The following is a 21,490-nucleotide window of genomic DNA, read 5'->3' as shown; positions in this document are numbered from 1 at the left end:
CAGTGGCCGCGCGCTGCGTCAGCGCGAGACCTTGCCGGCCTTGATGCACGAGGTGCAAGCGTTCACGCGCTTCGGCGTCCCGCCGACCACGGTACGGACGCGCTGGATGTTCGGGTTCCAGCGACGGGACGTACGGCGGTGCGAGTGCGAGATGTTGTTGCCGAAGCTCGGCCCCTTGCCACAGACGTCGCAGTTGGCAGCCACGGGTCACTCCAAAGACTTCAGATGCACTTACGGTTGATCCCGGCATGCCGGGATCACGATCCCATCGACTGGGACCCGAGTGGCGTTGCCAGGGGGAGAGTCCGGTCTGGATCATGGATCCGAATCGGACAACCGGAGCAGCATACAACGACTGCGTCCGCACAACGAAACTACCATGGCTGGTCGGGGCCTCGTCCCGGCCCTCTTACCGGCGGTCACCACCGCGGGTCTACGCTGCGTGCGGCGTGCGGCGTCCCCCGGTCCCACGTCCAGCAGCCACGCAGCTCAAGGAGGCGCAGGTGCCGCAGGTGCCGCAGACATTCTTCGATGCTCTCGCGGTACGCACCTGGTGCGGACTCGCGCTGGCCGCGCTGGGACGCGCGCGCGAGGAGATCGACGCCATCAACGTGTACCCGGTGGCCGACGGCGACACCGGCACCAACCTCTACCTGACGATGGAGTCGGCGGCGGCGGCCGTGGAGGCCGTCTTCGCGGGCCACGAGACCGGCGCCGCGGCGGGCGCGGACCGGCCCACCCTCGCCGAGGCGGCGCGGGCCATGGCGCACGGGGCCCTGATCGGGGCCCGGGGCAACTCCGGGACGATCCTCGCCCAGCTCCTGCGGGGTATGGCCCAGGTGCTCTCCGACGACGGTGACGCGGTTCACACCGACGGCCGGGGCCTGCGGCTCGCGCTGCGGCACGCCGCCGACTCCGCCCGGGACGCGGTCGCCCACCCCGTCGAGGGCACCGTTCTCACGGTCGCCTCCGCGGCGGCCGACGCGGCCACCGCCGTCGAGGGCGACTGCGGCACGGTCGCCCGCGCCGCCTACGAGGGCGCCGGGACGGCCCTGGCGGGGACCCCGGGCCAGCTGGCGGCCCTGGCCCGCGCCGGGGTCGTGGACGCGGGCGGACGGGGCCTGGTCGCGGTGCTGGCGGCACTGGTGGAGACGTTCACGGGCGAGGCGCCGAGGGCGGTGGCCGGCACCGGGGGGCGGACGCCCTCGGCCCAGGCTGCGCAGACCGCGGAGGTGTGTGCGGACGACAAGCCCGGCGCGGGCGGCCCCGCGTTCGAGGTGATCTACCTCCTGGAGGCGCAGGACGCGGCCGTGGCCCGTCTGCGGAGCCGGCTGGACGCCCTCGGCGACTCGCTGGTGGTGGTCGGCGGCGACGGGCTGTGGAACGTGCACGTGCACGTCGACGACGCCGGAGCCGCCGTGGAGGCGGGTGTCGAGGCCGGGCGCCCGTACCGCATCCGGATCACGCACTTCGGGGCCGGGGACGCCCATGTGACCGGTGAGACCGGGCGGCCGCCGCGCGAGCGCGCCCAGCGGGCCGTCGTGGCCGTCGTCCCCGGTGAGGGGCTGGCCGGGCTGTACGCCGAGGCGGGCGCGACCACGGTCCTGGCCCGCCCCGGGGAGCCGCCCGCCAGCGGGGAGCTGGTGGAGGCCGTACGGCGTGCGCACGCGCGCGAGGTGGTGCTGCTGCCCAACGACGCGGACCTGCGGCACACGGCGGCGGCCGCCGCCGAGCAGGCCCGCACGGAGGGCGTCCGCGTCGCCCTCATCCCCACCCGCTCGGCGGTGCAGGGCATCGCCGCCCTCGCCGTCCACGAACCGGGCCGCCGCTTCGACGAGGACGTCGTCTCCATGACGTCCGCCGCCGGCGCCACCCGCTACGCCGAGGTCGTCATCGCCGAACGCCAGTCCTGGACCATGGCCGGCATCTGCCAGGCCGGCGACGTCCTCGGCCTCATCGACGGCGATGTCGCCGTCATCGGCTCCGACGTCACCCTGACCGCGGCCGCGGTGGTCGACCGGATGCTGGCCGCGGGCGGCGAGATGGTCACCCTGGTCCTGGGGGACGAGGCCCCCGCCGAGGTCGTCGAGCACGTGGAGACCCGGGTACGGGAGCACCTGGCGGTGGACACGGTGGTGTACCGGGGCGGCCGGCAGGGCGCCCTGCTGCTGATCGGCGTGGAGTAGCCCGGCGCCTTCGGGGGCGGCGGGGCCCGGAGTCCCGGGGCACCCCACCCGCCCCGCTCAGTCCAGCGCCTCCGCCGACGCGGCCAACCGCTCCGCCTCCGCCCGCCGCGCGTCCGCCGTCTCGTCCGCACGGTCACCGACCGCCGCCAGCACCCTCCGCGCCCGGACCCCGGCCGCCCCCGCCCGCCGCAGATCGACCTCCAGCCACCCCGCGGCCAGCTCGGCCGCGGTCCGCGCGTCGAGGAACTCCTCGCCCAGGGACGTGTACACCGCCACCGCCCGCTCGACGAACCCCAGCGCCTCCTCGAACACCGGCCCGCAGGAGACGGGTTCCGCGTCCTCGGCCACGGACCGGGCCAGCAGATCACCGAACTGCCCGTAGGTCTCACCCAGTTCCGCGACGATCCGCCGCCGGTTCTCCTCACCGCTCACGTCCGACAGGGCCGCCTCGCAGCCCGCCACCGCGTCGCCCATCAGCTCCCGCGCCCCGTCCGGGGCGGCGGAGCCCTCGGCCCCCTCGCGGGCCTCCCGCGCCGCGTACCAGGCACGCGCGCGCAGCGCCCGCACGTACCCGTGGACGTTCCCCAGCTCGCCCCAGAGGTCGACGGCACGGGCGTACGCCCGGTCGGCCTCGGCGGACAGTCCCGCGCGGGCGAGCGCCTCCGCGGTGAGATGGGCCAGCACGGCGTGGTCGTGCTGCTCGGGCCAGTGCCGGGCGATGTCGGCGGCCCGCAGCCACCGTTCGGCGGCCTCGCGGTGCTCACCCAGCTCGGTGTGGCAGTCGCCCAGCCACCACAGGGTCTGGGCGAGGGCCCCGTCCCCGTGCGTCTCGGCGGTGAGATCGGCGAGGGCGGACTCCAGCACCTCGGCCGCCTCCGCCCACCGCCCCAGCCGCAGCAGGAACCCGCCGAGCAGATGCCGGGCCCAGGCGCCGAGCGTCGGCCCCTCGCCCGCCTCGTCCGCCCAGTGCGCCGCCTCCAGGGCGTGCGCGAGGGCCGCCTCCACCCGGTCGTCGGCGCCGAGGAGTTCGGCCAGCTGCAGACGCAGCTGGGCGTGGCCCACCGGCTCCAGCTCCGGCCCGCCGTGCTCCAGCGCGGCCAGCGCCGCCCGCTCGGCCCTCGCCAGGTCCCCGAGGTGCTGGGCGACCCCGGCGAGCCGCGCCTCGTACTGCACCGCGAACCACGGCAGGCCGGCCGCCACGTACCGCTCGGCGGCCTCCGCGAACAGGTCGGCGGCGGCCGCCGCGTCCCCGCCCCGCGCGGCCAGCTCACCGAGCATCGCCCGCGCCTCCGCGGCCCGCGAGGCCAGCCGTACGTCCTCCCCGCGGCGCGGCTCGACGAAGGCCGCCAGCTCGCGCACGGCGGCCTCGGCGGCGGGGACCGCGTCGGCGTCCTCGGTCTCGTGCATCCGCTGCACGAGTATCCGGGCCCGCCCCACCAGCACGGACGCCGTCTGCCGCGGACCCGTACCGCCGTCCGCCCAGAGGGCGAGGATCCTCTCGTACGGCTCGGACACCAGGTCCAGTGCCGTGTCCGACCCGCCCGCCAGGGCGTGCACGTGCGCCCCGCGCGCGCGTGCCGCCAGCGCCTCGCCCGGGTCTCCGGCCTCCTCGTACAGCTCGGCCGCCCGCTCGAAGCGCGTGCGGCCCTCCGGTCCGAGGCCGATCGCCTCGTGGTCGACCAGGTCCGCGCGGTCCCGGGCGTCCAGTTCCGCGCCCTCGGCCTCGGCGGCCCGCGCCACGGCCGCCCAGGCCGCGACGGAACCGGGATGCAGGCCCGCGGAGAGCCGCCGCGCCTCCACGAGGAGAGCGGGCAGGCCCTCCGGCGCCGCGGAGTCCTCCGTCCGCTCCACGGCGGCAGGCGGCCGGGGCGCCGGCACCGCGACCGCGGGCCGGGCCGCGCGCACGCCCAGCGGCAGCCGGTCCAGCAGCGGTTCCTGGTCCATCCGCTCGCGGACGAGGCCGCCGACGTACGCCGTGCCGTTGCGCTCGTCGAAGCGGGCGGCCAGCGCCAGGGCCTCCTCGCGCGCGTGGGCGGCCAGTTCGCGGGCGGTCCAGGTGCGCCCGGCGGGGCCGGGAACCGTCCGGCCGGCGAACCCGCGTGCGGTGAGCCGGTCCATGAGCAGTGCCACCACGCTCAGGTAGTCCAGCTTGCTGCGCGGGTCGCCGGAGTCGGTGAAGTACGCCGGACGCTCCGCCAGCAGCTCCAGACCGCGTGCCTCGTTGCCGGTCAGGGCGCAGAACTCCACATGGTCCGCGTACGCGTCCCGCATGCTCTCCATCGCCCGCACCAGCCGGAAACCGCGCAGATGGTGGGCCCGGGCCTCCTCGGGACGCCCCAGCCGCAGCAGCGGCAGCAGGGAGGACGCCAGGACGGTGTGCGGCTCATGGGCGCACGTGTAGGCGCCCTCCAGGACCGGCGCCCACAGCTCCAGCGCCTCGGCGTCCTCGCGCCGCAGGGCCCGCCACCAGCCCTGGCCGTGCAGCTCGCACGCGTGACAGTCGGCCATCGCGTCCCGGTCGGCGGCCAGCCACGCGTCGTACGCCCGCCCGGCCCGTCCCAGGTCGCCCACGTGCGCGGCCACGCTGAACTCGGCGTCGCGCACGGCCCGTTCCGAGTGCCCGGCGAGCCGGTAGCGGTGCTCCATCTCGGCGAGCCACTTCTCGATGGAGGCGAGCGGGACGTGCGGCTGGTTCAGCATGCCGGCCGACACCCACTTGAACACCCAGTGCAGGGAGTGGATCTCGTACTCGTCGAAGTCCTCCGGGTGCTCGTCCCACATGCGCAGCAGGCGCGCGAAGGGGACGAACATCTTGTCCTTCTCGGAGCTGTAGTTGTAGACCTTCAGCTGGTGCCCGAGCGCCTCGATCACGGCGAGCGGCTCGTTCAGCCGCTCCGCCTCCGCGAGCAGCAGCTCCGCGCGCGCGTTGCGCGCGGGACCCTCCGGCTGCCCGTGGTTCTCCGCCATCGCCCGGCGCAGCTCGTCGAAGTCCATGACGTCTCTCACGGGCGGCCGTCCCCCTCGGCGTGCGTGGCCCACTCCAGCAGGCCGATGAAGGCGCGGTTCAGCAGCGCCGAGTCCGCGGCTCCGAGCGGCCGCTGCGCCCTCAACAGGGCCTGCCCGTACAGGGCCTCCGTGGCGGTGCCGATCAGCTCCCGGTCGGACAGCGCACCGATCCGCCGGACCAGCGGGTTGAGGTGGTTGAGCACCAGCTTCGCGCGCGGGGCACTGCTCCGCAGCGAGCCGAGGATGCCCGCCCACAGGTCGTCCGCCCGCTCCTCCGCCTCCGCGCGCGCCTGCTCGTGCCGGGCGGCGCGGTCGTCCAGGTGCAGCGCGGGCACCGACAGCGGATGGAAGGCCCGCAGCACCACATCGCAGCCCAGGGGGTCGAGCCCCGCCCGCGCCGCCGACAGGAAGTCCGCCAGCGCCAGTTCCTCGTCCGGGTCGAGCGTGTCCAGGTGCGCCGTCACCGTGTCGGCGTCCAGCTCGGCGACCACCGTCCCCGGCCGCACCGACGGCAGCGCCTCGACCAGCTCGCTGTCGTACGTGTAGCCGCCGTTGACGACCCCGACGCCCTGCGCGGACGCGATCGGCGCCACTTGGCGGTACTCCTCGACCGTCCGCGTGAAGTGCACCACCGGGTGCCGCCGGGCGAACTCCTCCAGGGACAGCCGCCCGTCGGTCGTCTCGAACGGGAGCCACGGCAGCATCGTGCGCAGCATCTCCCGGTCGTGCCGCGCCAGCGACTTCACACCCAGGTGGTGCACCGACAGGAAGGCCGTCAGCCGCTCCGGATCACCGGCGGCGAGCCCCGTGAGCCAGCCGCGTATCCGCTCGCCCAGCGCCTCCCGCACGGCCGCCAGGGTCTCGTCCTCGTACAGCGACTCCCGCGACGCCGTCGGCCGCAGACTGTCCGTGTCGAGCACGCACCGCACGAAGAACGCCCAGTCGGGCAGGAGCTGTTCGGCCCGCTCGGTGAGCAGCATGCCCTTCAGGTGCACCCGGTGACCGGCCCGCTGGGCCGGGCTGACGGCGGCCGGCAGCACGTACGCCACGCCCCGGATGCCGGCCAGCGGCACGTTCAGCTCGACGGAGTCCAGCGGGGTGAACCCGAACAGGTCGTGGCAGTGCCGGGCGAGGGCCACCCGCCGGCCGGCGGGGGAGGGATACGCGCGGTCCCAGGGGGCCGGCAGGTCGGTGACCGCCTCGTCGCCCACCCGGACGTCGTACGGCAGCAGCGACCCGAAGTCCCGCGCCAGAGTGAGCACGCGCGCGGGGGCGAGCCACTCGGCGGCTCCGGGCCGCGCGACCAGGTGCACGGTCGTGCCCGGCTCGGGCCGCGCCTCGTCCGGCAGCGTCCGTACGGTGTACGAGCCGTCGTCGGCGGCCGTCCACTCCACCGGCGGGGCGTCCGGCGTACGGGCGCTGCGGCTGACCACGCGGATGCGCTCGGCGACCACGAAGCAGGCCAGCAGCCCGATGCCGAACTGCCCCAGGAAGTCCGAGCGGACCTCCTGGATGCCGCCGTCGCCGCGTTTGGAGCTGCGCCCGATCGTGGCGAGCAGGTCGTGCACATCGGCCTCGGTGAGCCCGATGCCCGAGTCCTCCACGCGCAGCGCGCCGCCCTCGGCGAACAGTCGCACCCGGGCGGGCGCGTCGGGCTGCTCGGCGCGGCGGGCGGTGATCGCGTCCACGGCGTTCTGCAGCAGTTCGCGCAGGTAGACCTTGGGACTGGAATAGAGGTGGTGCGAGAGCAGATCCACCAGGCCACGCAGATCGACCTGGAACGTACGAGGAGACGGGGACGCCTCGGGAGTCTGGGGTGCCTGGGATGACTGTGAGGTCATTGAATCCAACGTCGCAGCGCCGGTGGAGGGGATTCTGGCGACGGCGGCGGGGTCGGGCGGTCCCGGGAGAAGGTGACCGCGGACGGGAGGCGGTACGGGCCCTGACACGGCTGGGTCCAAGAGAGCGTCATCCTAGGCGCGAACGACCCGCCTGACCAGCGGATTTCAAGGACGTCTACGGGATTGTCAGTGCCGTGGTGTGCAATGGATCCCGTGCCCGCGCTCGAAGAACCGCTCAAGAACTCGCTCGGCGCCGCCACCGCGAAGGTGATGGCCGAGCACCTCGGCCTGCACACCGTCGGGGACCTGCTGCACCACTACCCCCGCAGGTACGAGGAGCGCGGCCGGCTCACCCGTCTCGCCGACCTGCCCATGGACGAGCACGTCACGGTGGTCGCCCAGGTAGCCGACGCCCGCCTGCACACCTTCGCCTCCGCCAAGGCCCCCCGGGGCAAGGGCCAGCGCCTCGAAGTGACCATCACCGACGGCAGCGGCCGCCTCCAGCTCGTCTTCTTCGGTCACGGCGTCCACAAACCCCACAAGGACCTCCTCCCCGGCACCCGCGCGCTGTTCGCCGGCAAGGTCTCCGTCTTCAACCGCCGCCTGCAGCTCGCCCACCCGGCCTACGAGCTGCTGCGCGGGGAGGGCGACAGCGAGGACACCGAGACCGTCGGCACCTGGGCCGGCGCCCTCATCCCGATCTACCCGGCCACCGCCAAACTGGAGTCCTGGAAGATCGCCAAGGCCGTCCAGACGGTCCTGCCGAGCGCCCAGGAGGCCGTGGACCCGCTGCCCGATTCCCTGCGGGAGGGCCGGGGCCTGGTCTCACTGCCCGATGCCCTCGTGAAGATCCACCGCCCCCACACCAAGGCGGACCGGGACAGCGCTCGCGACCGCCTCAAGTGGGACGAGGCCTTCGTCCTCCAGGTCGCCCTCGCCCGCCGTCGCCACGCCGACTCCCAGCTCCCCGCCGTCGCCCGCCGTCCCGCCTCCGACGGCCTCCTCACCGCCTTCGACGCCCGCCTCCCCTTCACTCTCACCGACGGGCAGCGGAAGGTCTCCCGGGAGATCTTCGACGACCTGGCCACCGAGCACCCGATGCACCGGCTGCTCCAGGGCGAGGTCGGTTCCGGCAAGACGCTGGTGGCCCTGCGCGCCATGCTCGCCGTCGTCGACGCGGGCGGCCAGGCGGCCATGCTCGCGCCCACCGAGGTGCTCGCCCAGCAGCATCACCGGTCGGTGACCGAGATGATGGGCGAGCTGGCCGAGGGCGGCATGCTCGGCGGATCGGAGCACGCCACCAAGGTGGTGCTCCTCACCGGCTCGATGGGCGCCGCGGGCCGTCGGCAGGCCCTGCTGGACCTGGTCACCGGCGAGGCCGGGATCGTCATCGGCACCCATGCGCTGATCGAGGACAAGGTGCAGTTCCACGACCTGGGCCTGGTCGTCGTGGACGAGCAGCACCGCTTCGGCGTCGAGCAGCGCGACGCCCTGCGCGGCAAGGGTAAACAGCCGCCCCACCTGCTGGTCATGACGGCCACCCCCATCCCGCGTACGGTCGCGATGACCGTCTTCGGCGACCTGGACACCTCGGTCCTCGACCAGCTGCCCGCCGGCCGCTCGCCCATCGCCAGCCATGTCGTCCCCGCCGCCGACAAGCCGCACTTCCTCGCCCGCGCGTGGGAGCGCGTGCGCGAGGAGGTGGAGAACGGCCACCAGGCGTACGTCGTCTGCCCCCGCATCGGGGACGACGTCGACGAACCTGCCGACCCGAACAGGACCGGCGCGAAGAAGAGCGGCGGGAAGTCCCCCGAGGACGAGGCCGAGAAGCGCCCGCCCCTCGCCGTCCTCGATGTCGCGGACCAGCTCGCCAAGGGCCCCCTCCAGGGTCTGCGGGTCGAGGTCCTGCACGGCAGGATGCACCCCGACGACAAGGACGCGGTCATGCGCCGCTTCGCCGCCGGCGAGACGCATGTCCTGGTCGCCACCACGGTCATCGAGGTAGGGGTGAACGTCCCGAACGCCACCGCCATGGTGATCATGGACGCCGACCGCTTCGGCGTCTCCCAGCTCCACCAGCTGCGCGGCCGGGTGGGCCGGGGATCCGCCGCCGGACTCTGCCTTCTGGTCACCGAGATGCCCGAGGCGAGTCCGGCCCGCCAACGCCTCGGCGCCGTCGCCGCCACCCTCGACGGCTTCGAACTCTCCCGCATCGACCTCGAACAGCGCCGCGAGGGCGACGTCCTCGGCCAGGCCCAGTCCGGCGCCCGCACCAGCCTGCGCATGCTGACCGTCATCGACGACGAGGAGATCATCGCGGAGGCGAGGCAGGAGGCGGCCGCGGTGGTGGCGGCCGACCCGGACCTGGACCACCTCCCGGCGCTGCGGACAGCCCTGGACGCCCTGCTGGACGAGGAGCGGGAGCAGTACCTCGACAAGGGCTGAGCTGCGGCGCCCCCGAAGGGGAGCGGGGAACCGCGCGAGCGACCACGACGGACCCGCGGTCGCCCGCGTCGGTCGAGAGGCGCCCCACCGGGCGATCCCGCCGCCGTCCCGCAGCCGCCCACGGTGGAACGCGCCTCTCACCTCCGACTGCCAGACTGGACCCACAGTCGCCTCCTCCTCCCCAAGGACCCAAGATGACCCGCGTGATCGCCGGCGCAGCCGGCGGACGCCGCCTCGCCGTCCCGCCGGGCAACGGCACCCGCCCCACCTCCGACCGCGCCCGCGAGGGCCTCTTCTCCACCTGGGAGTCCCTCCTCGGCGGCCCCCTCGACGGCGAACGGGTCCTGGACCTGTACGCCGGCTCGGGCGCCGTCGGCCTGGAGGCCCTCTCCCGGGGCGCCGGCCACACCCTCCTCGTCGAGGCCGACGCGCGAGCGGCCCGCACGATCCGGGACAACGTCCGCTCGCTCGGCCTCCCCGGCGCGGAGGTGAGACCGGGCAAAGCCGAGCAGATCATCCAGGCCCCGGCGCCGGACGAGCCGTACGACCTCGTCTTCCTGGACCCTCCGTACGCCGTCCCGGACGACGATCTTCGGGAGATCCTGCTCACACTCCGCACGGAGGGCTGGCTAGCCGACGAAGCCCTCGTCACCGTGGAGCGCAGCACCAGAGGCGGCGCGTTCGCCTGGCCGACCGGTTTCGACGCCCTCAGGGCCCGTCGCTACGGCGAGGGAACGTTTTGGTACGGTCGCGCCGCCGCTACGTGCGAAGACGCACCATGACCGGACCGGAGAGCGAGGAATCCCAAGTGCGCCGTGCCGTCTGTCCGGGGTCGTTCGACCCCATCACCAACGGGCACCTCGACATCATTGGCCGCGCCTCCAAGTTGTACGACGAGGTCTATGTCGCGGTGATGATCAACAAGTCCAAGAAGGGCCTCTTCGAGGTCGAGGAGCGGATGGAACTGATCCGCGAGGTCACCGCCGAGTACGCGAACGTACGGGTGGAGGCCTTCCACGGCCTGCTCGTGGACTTCTGCAAGCAGCGCGACATCCCGGCCATCGTCAAGGGCCTGCGCGCCGTCAGCGACTTCGACTACGAGCTGCAGATGGCCCAGATGAACATCGGCCTGTCGGGCGTGGAGACCCTCTTCGTCCCCACCAACCCCACCTACAGCTTCCTGTCGTCCTCCCTGGTCAAGGAGGTCGCGACCTGGGGCGGCGACGTCTCCCACCTGGTCCCCCCGCTCGTCCTCGAAGCCCTCGGCGAACGCCTGAAGCGGGACTGAGCGGACGAACCTCCCCCGCTGGCCGTACAGTCGACCCGACCGTCTCCAACACAGTCGTAGAGAGTGGCGAGCACACGGTGGACGTGCAGAAGAAGCTCGACGAGATCGTCTCGGTGGTCTCCGGCGCCCGATCCATGCCCATGTCGGCCTCGTGCGTGGTCAACCGCGCCGAACTGCTCTCCCTGCTCGACGAACTGCGCGCGGCCCTGCCCGACTCCCTCGCCCAGGCGCGGGAGCTGATCGGCGACCGTGACCACATGGTCGAGCGGGCCCGCCAGGAGGCCGAGCGGATCGTGGCGAACGCGCACGCCGAGCGCGGCTCGCTGATCTCCGACACCGAGGTCGCCCGCCGCTCCCAGAACGAGGCCGACCGCATCCTGGGCGAGGCCCGCCAGGAGGCCGATGACGTCCGCGCCGAGGCCGACGACTACGTCGACTCCAAGCTCGCCAACTTCGAGGTCGTCCTCACCAAGACCCTCGGCTCCGTCGGCCGCGGCCGCGAGAAGCTGCTCGGCACGGGCCCCGGCCTCGACGAGCAGGGCTACGCGGACGAGGACGCCCCCGAACGCAGCCAGGACCCCGAGACCCTGCGCAAGGACGCCGACGCCTACGTGGACGCCAAGCTCGGCGCCTTCGAGGCGGTGCTCGCCAAGACCCTGGAGGCCGTGGGCCGGGGCCGGCAGAAACTCCACGGCCGGATCGCCACCGACGACCTCGGCGCCCTCGCCCTCGGCGACGACGGCACCTCCCCGCGGCCCACGAGCGACGCCGACTACCTGGCCGAGCTGGCCGCCCTCTCCGACACCCCGGCCCTGCAGTCCGCCCAGCAGTCCGCGCAGCTGCCGGAGCAGCAGCCCTACGGCGGCCCGCAGGACGCGTACCGGGCGACGGCCTACCAGCAGGATCCGTACGGCGGTTATCAGCAGCAGTACGCCCAGCCCCAGCAGGCCGCGGACCCCTACGGCTACCAGCAGGCCGACCCGTACGCGGCCGGTTACGCGCAGCAGCCCGCGTACGACCCGCACCAGGGGCACCAGGAGCAGCTGCCGCAGGACCAGCAGGGGTACGCGCCACAGCAGGCGAACGTGCTCGACGAGACCAGCCTCTTCGACACGACCATGATCACGGCGGAACAGTTGCGCCGGTACGAGCAGGGCCGCTGACCGCGGATTGGGCCGAGAGCGAAAGGTCCAGTATCCTGTCTCTTCGGTCGCGAGTGCGTTCATGCTGTCCGCAACTGACGCCCGCGATCGAACGCTGCCCGGAACACCAGGGGTGGCGCCCTCCTCCGAAGTTCCCCGAAGACCGAAAGCAGAAATGGCTCTGAACGCCCGCCTCGACCACCGCAACCCCCTCGTGTTCGACACGCACGAGCTGGGCCGGCGGCCCGGTGCGCAACAGCGCCTGACGCGTTCGGTCGACGCTCCCAGGGACCTCGGGATCAAGGGGGTCGTCGGAGTGCCGGAAGGCGCCCCGGTGGAGCTCGGACTCCGTCTGGAGTCGGTCATGGAAGGGGTGCTCGTCACAGGCACCGCCCGTGCCGACGCCAAGGGGGAGTGCGTAAGGTGTCTGGAGCCGGTCGAGCTGGAGCTCGAAGCGGACTTCCAGGAGATGTTCTCGTACCCCGACGCCGATGAGCGGGGCCGCGTGATCGCGGAACCCGACAGCGACGCCGAGGACGACGAGGACAGGCTCTACCTCGAGGACGGCCTGTTCGACCTCGAACCCGTGCTGCGCGACGCGGTGGTGCTCGCACTGCCGATGCAGCCGGTGTGCCAGGACGACTGCCCCGGCCTGTGCTCCGAGTGCGGAGCCCGGCTGGCGGACGACCCGGACCACCACCATGACGCCGTCGACATCCGTTGGGCGGCACTGCAGGGACTCGCCGGTTCACTCGAAGACGGCGAGAAGGACGAGATGAGCGGCGCCGAACCCGGTGTCGACGAGAAGCAGGAGAAGTAGCCGTGGCTGTTCCGAAGCGGAAGATGTCGCGCAGCAACACGCGCCACCGCCGGTCGCAGTGGAAGGCTGCGGTCCCCACCCTGGTTGCGTGCGAGCGCTGCCACGAGCCCAAGCTGCAGCACATCGCGTGCCCGTCTTGCGGCACCTACAACAAGCGCCAGGTCCTCGAGGTCTGAGCGGCTGGTGAGAGGCTCTATGTCTGACGCCAAGGCGGAGACCAACGCCAAGAAAAAGGCGGAGAACACAGCCTCGTCCCACACGCTTCTGGAAGGGCGGCTCGGCTACAAGCTCGAGTCCGCCCTTCTGGTGCGTGCGCTGACCCACCGTTCGTACGCGTACGAGAACGGCGGTCTGCCCACCAACGAGCGCCTGGAGTTCCTCGGGGACTCCGTGCTCGGTCTGGTGGTCACGGACACGCTGTACCGCACCCACCCCGACCTGCCCGAAGGCCAACTGGCCAAGCTGCGGGCCGCGGTGGTCAACTCTCGTGCGCTGGCGGAGGTGGGCCGCGGGCTCGATCTCGGCTCCTTCATCCGGCTCGGCCGCGGTGAAGAGGGCACGGGCGGCCGGGACAAGGCATCCATCCTCGCCGACACCCTCGAAGCGGTGATCGGCGCCGTCTATCTCGACCAGGGGCTCGACTCGGCGGCGGAGCTGGTGCATCGCCTGTTCGACCCGCTGATCGAGAAGTCTTCGAACCTCGGAGCCGGCCTGGACTGGAAGACCAGTCTCCAGGAGCTCACCGCGACCGAGGGGCTCGGTGTGCCCGAGTACCTGGTCACGGAGACCGGCCCCGACCACGAGAAGACCTTCACAGCTGCCGCCCGCGTCGGAGGCGTCTCGTACGGCACCGGCACCGGCCGCAGCAAGAAGGAAGCGGAGCAGCAGGCGGCCGAGTCCGCCTGGCGTGCGATCCGCTCCGCGGCGGACGAGCGGGCGAAGGCGGCGGCCGAGGCCGCGGCGCTCGTCCCCGACGACTCCGCCGAGACTCCTTCGGACGCCGCCCCGGCCTAGAACCGGGGTTACCGCCCCCGTGCCCCCGCGAGGGGGTGCGGGGGCGGTTTCGGTGCGCTGCCGGGTGCGGGCGAGCGGGGCTTCTCGCGCAGTTCCCCGCGACCCTGGAAACCCAGGCCGTGCGGGCCTGAAAGCAGTGGGCGCAGCCCCTGCTTCTCAGGGGCGCGGGGAACTGCGCGACCAGCCCCCACCGAACCCGCACCCGACCCCCGACCTCACCCACCCCCCACCCCCCGTTCAACCTCCGGAGGACCCCGTGCCAGAACTCCCCGAGGTCGAGGTGGTCCGCCGCGGCCTGGCGCGCTGGGTGGCGCACCGCACCGTCGCGGACGTCGAGGTGCTCCACCCCCGGGCGATCCGCCGGCACCTGGCCGGCCCCGAGGACTTCGCGCACCGGCTGAAGGGCCACCGCATCGGTGAGCCCGGCCGACGCGGCAAATACCTGTGGCTGCCCGTCGAGGACACCGGCATCGCCGTCCTCGCGCACCTCGGCATGAGTGGCCAACTGCTCGTGCAGCCCCACGAGGCGGCTGACGAGAAGCACCTCAGGATCCGCGTCCGCTTCGCCGACGACCTGCTCACCGAACTCCGCTTCGTCGACCAACGCACCTTCGGCGGACTGTCGTTGCACGACACCACCCCCGACGGCCTGCCGGACGTCATCGCGCACATCGCCCGCGACCCGCTCGACCCGCTGTTCGACGCGGAGGCGTTCCACCAGGCGCTGCGCAGGAAGAGGACGACCATCAAACGGGCCCTGCTCGACCAGTCGTTGATCAGCGGGGTTGGCAACATCTACGCCGACGAGGCGTTGTGGCGGTCCCGGCTGCACTACGAGCGCCCCACCGCGGGCTTCACCCGTCCCCGCACCACCGAACTCCTGGGCCACGTACGGGACGTCATGAACGCGGCGCTGGCGGTGGGCGGCACCAGTTTCGACAGCCTCTACGTCAACGTGAACGGTCAGTCCGGATACTTCGACCGGTCACTGGACGCGTACGGCCGGGAGGGACTGCCCTGCCGGCGCTGTGCCACGCCGATGCGGCGACGGCCGTGGATGAACCGGTCCAGCTACTTCTGCCCGACGTGTCAGCGGGCCCCGCGCGTCTCGTCGTAACGCGCCCTGGCCCTGAGCACGTCCTCCATACGGCCCTCCACGAACGTGATGAGGGACAGCAGCCGCTCGGAGACCTCACGGCCGAGCGGGGTGAGGGTGTAGTCGACGCGCGGCGGGTTGGTGGGCTGGGCCTCGCGGTGCACCAGACCGTCGCGCTCCAGGGCGTGCAGGGTCTGGGAGAGCATCTTCTCGCTGACGCCGTCGACCCGGCGCCGCAGCTCGTTGAAGCGGAGCGAGCTGTCGTGCAGGGCGCCCAGCGTGAGCCCGCCCCAGCGGCCCGTGACGTGCTCCAGGGTGCCCCGCGAGGGGCAGTTCCTGGCGAACACGTCGAAGGCCAGCTCGTCGAGGTTCGAGAAGTCCGCGCCCGCGGCGGCCTGCGCGGGCGTGACGGCGCTCTGCGCGGCTGATTCCATACGCCGAGCATACTCCGGCACAGCGCTCACCAGAAGAATGCACTAACTCACGGTTAGCGAATGCCGTCCCGGGTGACGCATCAGGCGTCCCCTACGTCTCAGACGTCCCACACATCCCGGATGCCTCAGGCGTTCCAGACGGCTCAGTAGCCGAAGTCCTGGGTCCACCACGGTCCGCCGTCGCCCAGGTGGACGCCGACGCCGAGGGTCTTGAAGTCGCAGTTCAGGATGTTCGCCCGGTGGCCGGGGCTGTTCATCCATGCCTCCATGACCGCCTCGGCGGTGGCCTGGCCGCGGGCGATGTTCTCGCCGCCCAGTCCGGTGATCCCGAGGGAGGCCGCACGGTCCCAGGGGTCGGCGCCGTCGGGGTCCGTGTGGTCGAAGAAGCTGCGCAGCGCCATGTCCTCGCTGAACGTCTCGGCCAGACGGGACAGGTCGCTGTCGGCCGCGACCGGGCTGCAGCCGGCCTTGGCCCGCTCCTCGTTGACGAGCAGGAGGACCGCCGCCTCGGCCTGGGTCTCGGTGGAGATCTCCCCGGGAGAGGTCTTGTCCTTGCCGTTGTTGCCCTTGTCCTTCTCCTTGCCCCGCTCCTTGGTGGGCTTGCCGGACGGCTTCTCGGTCTTCTGGGAGCCCGAGCCCTTGTCCGCCTCGTCGGACGGCGTCTCCTCGGAGGGGGTCGTCGAGGGTGCCGGGGCGTCGGAGGGAGAGGCCTCACGCTCGGCGTCGCGGCTGGTGGACTCGTCCTCGCGCTGCTCCGGCGCGGCGCCGTCCAGGCCGCCCTGCTGGGTCGCCGCACCCGTCGGCGAACCGGCGGGCACCACGGTCGCGTTGCCGGCGCCCTCGCTGACCGCGTACTTGTCGCCCCCCGGGAGCACCCCGGTGGCCACCGCGACGGTACCGAGGGCCACGGCGGCGGACACACCGAGCAGGCTGGACTTCACGGGGGTCACGGTCCGCTTCTTGCGGCGGCGCGAGCCTCCGGAGCGCGAGGCGGCCTGGGCGTCGGCCTCCAGGACCGCGGCGAACCCGTACAGGTTCTCCGGACCGTAGTGGGGCTCTTCGGAAGCGAAGCCCATGTCGGTGACCCCGGCGGCGCGGCCCCCCGTGGCGGCGCGGCCGGCGGCGGAGCGTCGGTGGCGTCCCATGTCTTGGCCTTCCTCGTCCTTGCTGTGTCCTGCGTCAACGTTGGGGATGTTGTCAACGTTGTGTTCGTCGCCTTCACGAATCCCACACGAAGGAGTGAGTTTCATATGAGATTCATTGGGTGGGGACGGTACAGCATGGCGCCGGGGGAGGGAGAGACCCGTGGGACATTGGCCCGTTAGCGTGCAGGCATGAGCGAGGATGTACGACTGGTCGCCTGGGTGCGTGGACGGGTGCAAGGGGTGGGTTTCCGCTGGTTCACGCGGGCTCGGGCGCTGGAGATCGGCGGCCTGAGTGGTTTTGCTCTCAATTTGGCGGACGGACGGGTCCAGGTCGTCGCGGAGGGGCCCCGCGAGGCGTGCGAGGGGCTTCTGGGATGGCTTCTGGGTGACGACACGCCCGGGCGCGTGGACGGCGTCACCGAGATCTGGGACACACCGCGCGGGGGCTACGACGGCTTCGCCATCCGCTGACCCTCTCGCGTGAGGCCGGTGAACCGCGGGCGAGATGCACGCCAACGGCATATGCCAGGAGCATGCACAAAACAGAAATGTGCAGGTGATTGCCAAGGCGACATTGTCATGGCAGTCTCCGAAGAGACGATGATCCCCTCGCTCCGCCGGCCAGGAGAGGTCCCCGAACCGCCGCAGCGTCGCCCGCTCAGGGCCGCGCGGCGCAGGGATGCCCGCCATTGCGGGGCGTGATCGTGTTGACCGTCAAACTTTTTGGTGAGACGCTAAAAGCAACCCCGCGCACCTTAGCTGTTTGGCATGAAGACGGCAGCAAAAACTCAACAGTGCCAAGCATCGCGGGTGCGATTCCCTCACGACCCACACCGCTTCGGTCGGTCACTCAGTGTGGAGGACCATCCATCATGGCAAAGGCGCTTCTCGGTTACGTCGGCGGCTCCGACCCGCGACTCCTCGCCGAGATGCGACGGCTCCAGCAGCGTGTCCAGGACCTGGAATCCGAGCTCGGACGCATCCAGGCGGAGAACGACGCGCTGACGGCTGCCGCTTCTCACGATTCGCTCATGGAGCTCGACGCACGCCAGGCGGAGCCTGCGCTCACCTGATCACTGCATCGCACCACGACAGACAGCAGTGGTTGGGCTGCCCGTATCAGCCGCTAAGTTGTCAGATCTGCAAGGGACGCCTTCTCTTCGAGGCGTCCCTTCTTTCTTTCCCCCGTCCCCCGAACGTCTCCCCGAACCCCCGAGAACCCCCGTACTTCCTCATACTCCTTAACGTCTGATGTGCCCTGCACGTTCATGTGTGAAACCGCGCGTTCATGGAGTGGGACAAGGGCGGAAGGTAGAGTCCGGCGGCGTGCACCTCAAGGCCCTGACCCTCCGCGGGTTCAAGTCGTTCGCGTCGGCGACCACGCTCCGGTTCGAGCCGGGCATCACGTGCGTCGTCGGACCGAACGGCTCGGGCAAGTCCAACGTCGTCGACGCGCTCAGCTGGGTCATGGGAGAACAGGGCGCGAAGTCCCTGCGCGGCGGCAAGATGGAGGACGTCATCTTCGCCGGCACCACCGGGCGCCCTCCGCTCGGCCGCGCCGAGGTGTCCCTGACCATCGACAACTCCGACGGGGCCCTCCCCATCGAGTACTCCGAGGTCACGATCACGCGGATCATGTTCCGCAACGGCGGCAGCGAGTACCAGATCAACGGTGACACCTGCCGCCTCCTCGACATCCAGGACCTGCTCTCCGACTCCGGCATCGGCCGGGAGATGCACGTCATCGTCGGCCAGGGCCGGCTGGACTCCGTCCTGCACGCCGACCCCATGGGCCGCCGCGCCTTCATCGAGGAGGCCGCCGGTGTCCTCAAGCACCGCAAGCGCAAGGAGAAGGCGCTGCGGAAACTGGACGCCATGCAGGCCAACCTGGCCCGCGTCCAGGACCTCACCGACGAACTCCGCCGCCAGCTCAAGCCCCTCGGCCGCCAGGCCGCCGTGGCCCGCCGGGCCGCCGTCATCCAGGCGGACCTGCGCGACGCGCGGCTACGGCTGCTGGCCGACGACCTCGTACGGCTCCGGGCGGCACTGCGCACCGAGGTCGCCGACGAGGCCGCGCTCAAACAGCGCAAGGAGGCCGCCGAGACCGAGCTGAAGAAGGCGCTCCAGCGGGAGGCGCACCTGGAGGGCGAGGTGCGCCGGCTGGCCCCGCGCCTCCAACGGGCCCAGGAGACCTGGTACGAGCTGTCGCAGCTCGCCGAACGGGTGCGCGGCACGGTCTCCCTGGCCGACGCCCGGGTCAAGAGCGCCACCTCCGTGCCGGTCGAGGAGCGACGCGGCCGCGACCCCGAGGACATGGAACGCGAGGCCGCCCGCGTCCGCGAACAGGAGGCCGAACTCGAAGCGGCCCTGGAGGCCGCCGAACGCGCCCTGGAGGACACGGTCGAGCACCGTGCCGAGCTGGAGCGTGAACTGACGGTCGAGGAACGCCGGCTGAAGGACGTCGCCCGGTCCATCGCCGACCGCCGCGAGAGCCTCGCCCGGCTGAACGGCCAGGTCAACGCGGCCCGTTCCCGCGCGGCCTCCGCCCAGGCCGAGATCGACCGGCTCGCCGCGGCCCGCGACGAGGCACAGGAGCGTGCCGTCACCGCCCAGGAGGAGTACGAGGCGCTCAAGGCCGAGGTCGACGGCCTCGACGCCGACGACTCCGAACTGGCCGGGCGGCACGAGGCCGCGAAGCGCGCCCTGGCCGAGTCCGAGTCCGCCCTCACCGCCGCCCGGGAGGCCACCACCGCCGCCGAACGACGCCGCGCCGCCACCCAGGCCCGCCACGAGGCCCTCGCGCTGGGCCTGCGCCGCAAGGACGGCACGGGCGCGCTGCTCGCCGCGAAGGACCGGTTGGCAGGGGTGCTGGGTCCGGCGGCCGAACTGCTCACGGTCGCCACCGGTCACGAGGTCGCCCTGGCGGCGGCCTTCGGCGCGGCGGCCGACGCGATCGCCGTGACCAGTCCGGCCTCGGCCGCCGAGGCGATCCGTCTGCTGCGCAAACAGGACGCGGGCCGTGCGGCCCTGCTGCTGGCGGGAGCACCCGACGACCCGGCCGAGACGCCCCGAAGGGAGGACGCGGGGGACGGCGTGACCGGCCACGACGGATCCGCGGACGGACGACGGCCCCTTCCGGCCTCCCCTCCCGCACGCTTCGCCGCCGACCTGGTCCGCACCCCCTCCGACCTCACCCCCGCCGTCCGCCGCCTCCTTCACCGCATCGTCGTCGTGGACACCCTCGACGACGCGGAAGCCCTCGTCTACGCGCGCCCGGACCTCACGGCGGTCACCGCCGAAGGCGACCTGCTCGGGGCCCACTTCGCCCACGGCGGCTCGGCCGGGGCGCCGAGCCTGCTGGAGGTGCAGGCCGCCGTCGACGAGGCGGCGGCCGAGCTGGAGGAACTGGCCGTGCGGTGCGAGGAGCTGGCCGAGGTCCAGCGCGGCGCGGTCGAGGCGCGGCGGGACCGGGCCGCGCTCGTGGAGGAGCTGGGCGAGCGCCGCCGGGCCGCCGAGCGGGAGAAGTCCGCGGTCGCCCAGCAGCTCGGACGGCTGGCCGGGCAGGCGAGGGGCGCCGCCGGGGAGGCCGAACGGTCGGCGGCCGCCGCCGCACGCGCCCAGGACGCGCTCGACAGGGCCGTGGAGGACGCGGAGGAGCTGGCCGAACGGCTCGCGGTGGCCGAGGAGATGCCCGTCGAGGAGGAGCCGGACACCTCCGTACGGGACCGGCTCGCGGCGGACGGGGCCAACGCCCGGCAGACGGAGATGGAGGCCCGGCTCCAGGTGCGGACGCACGAGGAGCGGGTCAAGGGGCTCGCGGGGCGCGCGGACTCGCTCGACCGGGCCGCGCGCGCCGAGCGCGAGGCGCGGGCGCGCGCCGAACAGCGCAGGGCGCGGCTGCGGCACGAGGCCGCCGTCGCCGAGGCCGTCGCGTCCGGTGCCCGCCAACTGCTGGGCCATGTCGAGGTCTCCCAGGCCCGGGCGGAGGAGGAACGCACCGCCGCCGACGCCGCCAAGGCGCGCCGGGAGCAGGAGCTCGCGCAGGCCCGTGCCGAGGGGCGCGATCTCAAGGCCGAGATGGACAAGCTGACGGACTCCGTCCACCGGGGCGAGGTGCTCGGCGCCGAGAAGCGGATGCGGATCGAGCAGCTGGAGACCAGGGCGCTGGAGGAGCTGGGCGTCGAACCGGAGGGGCTGATCGCGGAGTACGGGCCCGACCAGCTCGTACCGCCGTCGCCACCCGCCGAGGGGGAGGAGCTGCCGGAGGACCCGGAGCACCCCCGCAACCAGCCGAAGACGTTCCACCGGGCCGAGCAGGAGAAGCGGCTCAGGGCGGCCGAGCGCGCGTACCAGCAGCTGGGCAAGGTCAATCCGCTGGCGCTGGAGGAGTTCGCGGCGCTGGAGGAGCGGCACAAGTTCCTCAGCGAGCAGCTGGAGGACCTGAAGAAGACCCGGGCCGATCTGCTCCAGGTGGTGAAGGACGTCGACGAACGGGTCGAGCAGGTCTTCACCGAGGCGTTCTGGGACACCGCACGGGAGTTCGAGGGCGTCTTCTCGCGGCTCTTCCCCGGCGGGGAGGGGCGGCTGATCCTCACCGACCCGGACAACATGCTCACCACCGGGGTGGACGTCGAGGCCAGGCCGCCGGGCAAGAAGGTCAAGCGGCTGTCGCTGCTCTCCGGCGGTGAGCGGTCGCTGACCGCCGTCGCGATGCTCGTGTCGATCTTCAAGGCCCGCCCCAGCCCGTTCTACGTGATGGACGAGGTCGAAGCGGCACTCGACGACACCAATCTGCAGCGGCTGATCCGGCTCATGCAGGAGCTGCAGGAGGCGTCGCAGCTGATCGTGATCACCCACCAGAAGCGGACGATGGAGGTCGCCGACGCGCTCTACGGCGTGTCGATGCAGGGCGACGGCGTCTCGAAGGTCATCAGCCAGCGGCTGCGTTAGCCGTTCCGGTCGGAGGGTAGACGAGGGCGGTCGCGAGGTTCCCCACGCCTGCGGTGACACGGACCCCATCATCTTCAATACTTGAACTCAATCTCCCCACTCCTCGCCCAGGAGCACGATAGA

The 21,490-nt window shown here is 72.5% G+C and carries 17 protein-coding genes; 12 read left to right on the top strand and 5 right to left on the bottom strand.

Annotated elements, in window-relative coordinates:
- Window positions 1–18: 18 nt before the first annotated feature.
- Entirely contained in the window at window positions 19–204 is a 186-nt protein-coding gene (rpmB, locus tag SCAB_RS12535) for a 50S ribosomal protein L28 (RefSeq protein ID WP_013000438.1), read from the bottom strand.
- 299 nt (window positions 205–503) lie between these two features.
- Here rpmB and SCAB_RS12530 point away from each other — a divergent pair, with 299 nt between their 5' ends.
- A complete protein-coding gene (locus SCAB_RS12530) occupies window positions 504–2,186 on the top strand; it encodes a DAK2 domain-containing protein (RefSeq protein ID WP_037724721.1) in 1,683 nt (560 codons plus the stop codon).
- Window positions 2,187–2,243: 57 nt separating this feature from the next.
- Here the strand turns inward: SCAB_RS12530 and SCAB_RS12525 are convergent, their stop codons facing one another.
- Both SCAB_RS12525 and SCAB_RS12520 read right to left on the bottom strand, forming a co-directional pair.
- A complete protein-coding gene (locus SCAB_RS12525; protein WP_037724720.1) occupies window positions 2,244–5,180 on the bottom strand; it encodes a tetratricopeptide repeat protein in 2,937 nt (978 codons plus the stop codon).
- Window positions 5,181–5,188: 8 nt separating this feature from the next.
- Window positions 5,189–7,033 carry an HSP90 family protein gene (locus tag SCAB_RS12520; protein WP_013000435.1) on the bottom strand — a complete coding sequence of 615 codons (1,845 nt, stop codon included), beginning with the start codon at window positions 7,031–7,033 and terminating at the stop codon, window positions 5,189–5,191.
- Window positions 7,034–7,237: 204 nt separating this feature from the next.
- Here SCAB_RS12520 and recG point away from each other — a divergent pair, with 204 nt between their 5' ends.
- From recG to mutM, 8 genes are all read left to right on the top strand, one after another.
- On the top strand, window positions 7,238–9,478 hold the full coding sequence (gene recG, locus SCAB_RS12515; protein WP_041669129.1) for an ATP-dependent DNA helicase RecG: 2,241 nt from the start codon (window positions 7,238–7,240) through the stop codon (window positions 9,476–9,478).
- A gap of 194 nt (window positions 9,479–9,672) precedes the next feature.
- Entirely contained in the window at window positions 9,673–10,260 is a 588-nt protein-coding gene (gene rsmD, locus SCAB_RS12510) for a 16S rRNA (guanine(966)-N(2))-methyltransferase RsmD (protein ID WP_037724716.1), read from the top strand.
- Between the two features lie 26 nt (window positions 10,261–10,286).
- Window positions 10,287–10,766 carry a pantetheine-phosphate adenylyltransferase gene (gene coaD, locus SCAB_RS12505; RefSeq protein ID WP_013000432.1) on the top strand — a complete coding sequence of 160 codons (480 nt, stop codon included), beginning with the start codon at window positions 10,287–10,289 and terminating at the stop codon, window positions 10,764–10,766.
- Between the two features lie 77 nt (window positions 10,767–10,843).
- Complete coding sequence (locus SCAB_RS12500; RefSeq protein ID WP_013000431.1) at window positions 10,844–11,929, top strand: hypothetical protein; 1,086 nt, start codon at window positions 10,844–10,846, stop codon at window positions 11,927–11,929.
- A 154-nt stretch (window positions 11,930–12,083) separates the two neighbouring features.
- Window positions 12,084–12,728, top strand: a complete 645-nt coding sequence (locus tag SCAB_RS12495) for a YceD family protein (RefSeq protein WP_037724713.1) — start codon at window positions 12,084–12,086, stop codon at window positions 12,726–12,728.
- Between the two features lie 2 nt (window positions 12,729–12,730).
- On the top strand, window positions 12,731–12,904 hold the full coding sequence (gene rpmF / locus SCAB_RS12490; RefSeq protein ID WP_007493396.1) for a 50S ribosomal protein L32: 174 nt from the start codon (window positions 12,731–12,733) through the stop codon (window positions 12,902–12,904).
- 19 nt (window positions 12,905–12,923) lie between these two features.
- Window positions 12,924–13,742, top strand: a complete 819-nt coding sequence (gene rnc, locus SCAB_RS12485) for a ribonuclease III (protein WP_013000429.1) — start codon at window positions 12,924–12,926, stop codon at window positions 13,740–13,742.
- A 256-nt stretch (window positions 13,743–13,998) separates the two neighbouring features.
- Window positions 13,999–14,859, top strand: coding sequence for a bifunctional DNA-formamidopyrimidine glycosylase/DNA-(apurinic or apyrimidinic site) lyase (mutM, locus tag SCAB_RS12480; protein WP_013000428.1), 861 nt, complete (start codon window positions 13,999–14,001; stop codon window positions 14,857–14,859).
- On the opposite strand, the gene SCAB_RS12475 is transcribed toward mutM, so the two are convergent.
- Together SCAB_RS12475 and SCAB_RS12470 are read right to left on the bottom strand one after the other, a co-directional pair.
- Window positions 14,832–15,272 (bottom strand): winged helix-turn-helix transcriptional regulator, encoded by a 441-nt coding sequence (locus SCAB_RS12475; RefSeq protein ID WP_013000427.1) that lies wholly within the window; start codon window positions 15,270–15,272, stop codon window positions 14,832–14,834. The genes mutM and SCAB_RS12475 overlap by 28 nt on opposite strands.
- Before the next feature lie 143 nt (window positions 15,273–15,415).
- Window positions 15,416–16,417 carry a CAP domain-containing protein gene (locus tag SCAB_RS12470; protein ID WP_013000426.1) on the bottom strand — a complete coding sequence of 334 codons (1,002 nt, stop codon included), beginning with the start codon at window positions 16,415–16,417 and terminating at the stop codon, window positions 15,416–15,418.
- 189 nt (window positions 16,418–16,606) lie between these two features.
- Here SCAB_RS12470 and SCAB_RS12465 point away from each other — a divergent pair, with 189 nt between their 5' ends.
- The 3 genes from SCAB_RS12465 to smc all read left to right on the top strand — a co-directional run bounded on the left by SCAB_RS12465 (window position 16,607) and on the right by smc (window position 21,367).
- A complete protein-coding gene (locus SCAB_RS12465; RefSeq protein WP_013000425.1) occupies window positions 16,607–16,888 on the top strand; it encodes an acylphosphatase in 282 nt (93 codons plus the stop codon).
- A gap of 401 nt (window positions 16,889–17,289) precedes the next feature.
- The gene (locus tag SCAB_RS12460; RefSeq protein WP_005479841.1) at window positions 17,290–17,490 is read left to right on the top strand and encodes a hypothetical protein; all 201 of its coding nucleotides are present in this window, start codon (window positions 17,290–17,292) and stop codon (window positions 17,488–17,490) included.
- Between the two features lie 253 nt (window positions 17,491–17,743).
- The gene (gene smc / locus SCAB_RS12455) at window positions 17,744–21,367 is read left to right on the top strand and encodes a chromosome segregation protein SMC (protein ID WP_013000424.1); all 3,624 of its coding nucleotides are present in this window, start codon (window positions 17,744–17,746) and stop codon (window positions 21,365–21,367) included.
- The last annotated feature ends 123 nt before the right edge of the window (window positions 21,368–21,490 follow it).

Origin of the sequence: Streptomyces scabiei 87.22 (assembly GCF_000091305.1) — a bacterium.
In the GTDB taxonomy this organism is placed as follows: Bacteria; Actinomycetota; Actinomycetes; order Streptomycetales; family Streptomycetaceae; genus Streptomyces; species Streptomyces scabiei.
The sequence above is the reverse complement of the archived record's forward strand: the minus strand, read 5'-3'. Positions and strand labels throughout refer to the sequence as shown.

Excerpts from the sequence above, each read along its gene's own strand:
- SCAB_RS12520 (WP_013000435.1), bottom strand. The coding sequence starts at position 7,033 with ATGACCTCACAGTCATCCCAGGCACCCCAGACTCCCGAGGCGTCCCCG.
- SCAB_RS12495 (WP_037724713.1), top strand. The coding sequence starts at position 12,084 with ATGGCTCTGAACGCCCGCCTCGACCACCGCAACCCCCTCGTGTTCGAC.
- SCAB_RS12470 (WP_013000426.1), bottom strand. The coding sequence starts at position 16,417 with ATGGGACGCCACCGACGCTCCGCCGCCGGCCGCGCCGCCACGGGGGGC.
- rsmD (WP_037724716.1), top strand. The coding sequence starts at position 9,673 with ATGACCCGCGTGATCGCCGGCGCAGCCGGCGGACGCCGCCTCGCCGTC.
- rnc (WP_013000429.1), top strand. The coding sequence starts at position 12,924 with ATGTCTGACGCCAAGGCGGAGACCAACGCCAAGAAAAAGGCGGAGAAC.
- SCAB_RS12525 (WP_037724720.1), bottom strand. The coding sequence starts at position 5,180 with ATGGACTTCGACGAGCTGCGCCGGGCGATGGCGGAGAACCACGGGCAG.
- SCAB_RS12475 (WP_013000427.1), bottom strand. The coding sequence starts at position 15,272 with ATGGAATCAGCCGCGCAGAGCGCCGTCACGCCCGCGCAGGCCGCCGCG.
- SCAB_RS12460 (WP_005479841.1), top strand. The coding sequence starts at position 17,290 with ATGGCAAAGGCGCTTCTCGGTTACGTCGGCGGCTCCGACCCGCGACTC.
- SCAB_RS12465 (WP_013000425.1), top strand. The coding sequence starts at position 16,607 with ATGAGCGAGGATGTACGACTGGTCGCCTGGGTGCGTGGACGGGTGCAA.
- recG (WP_041669129.1), top strand. The coding sequence starts at position 7,238 with ATGGATCCCGTGCCCGCGCTCGAAGAACCGCTCAAGAACTCGCTCGGC.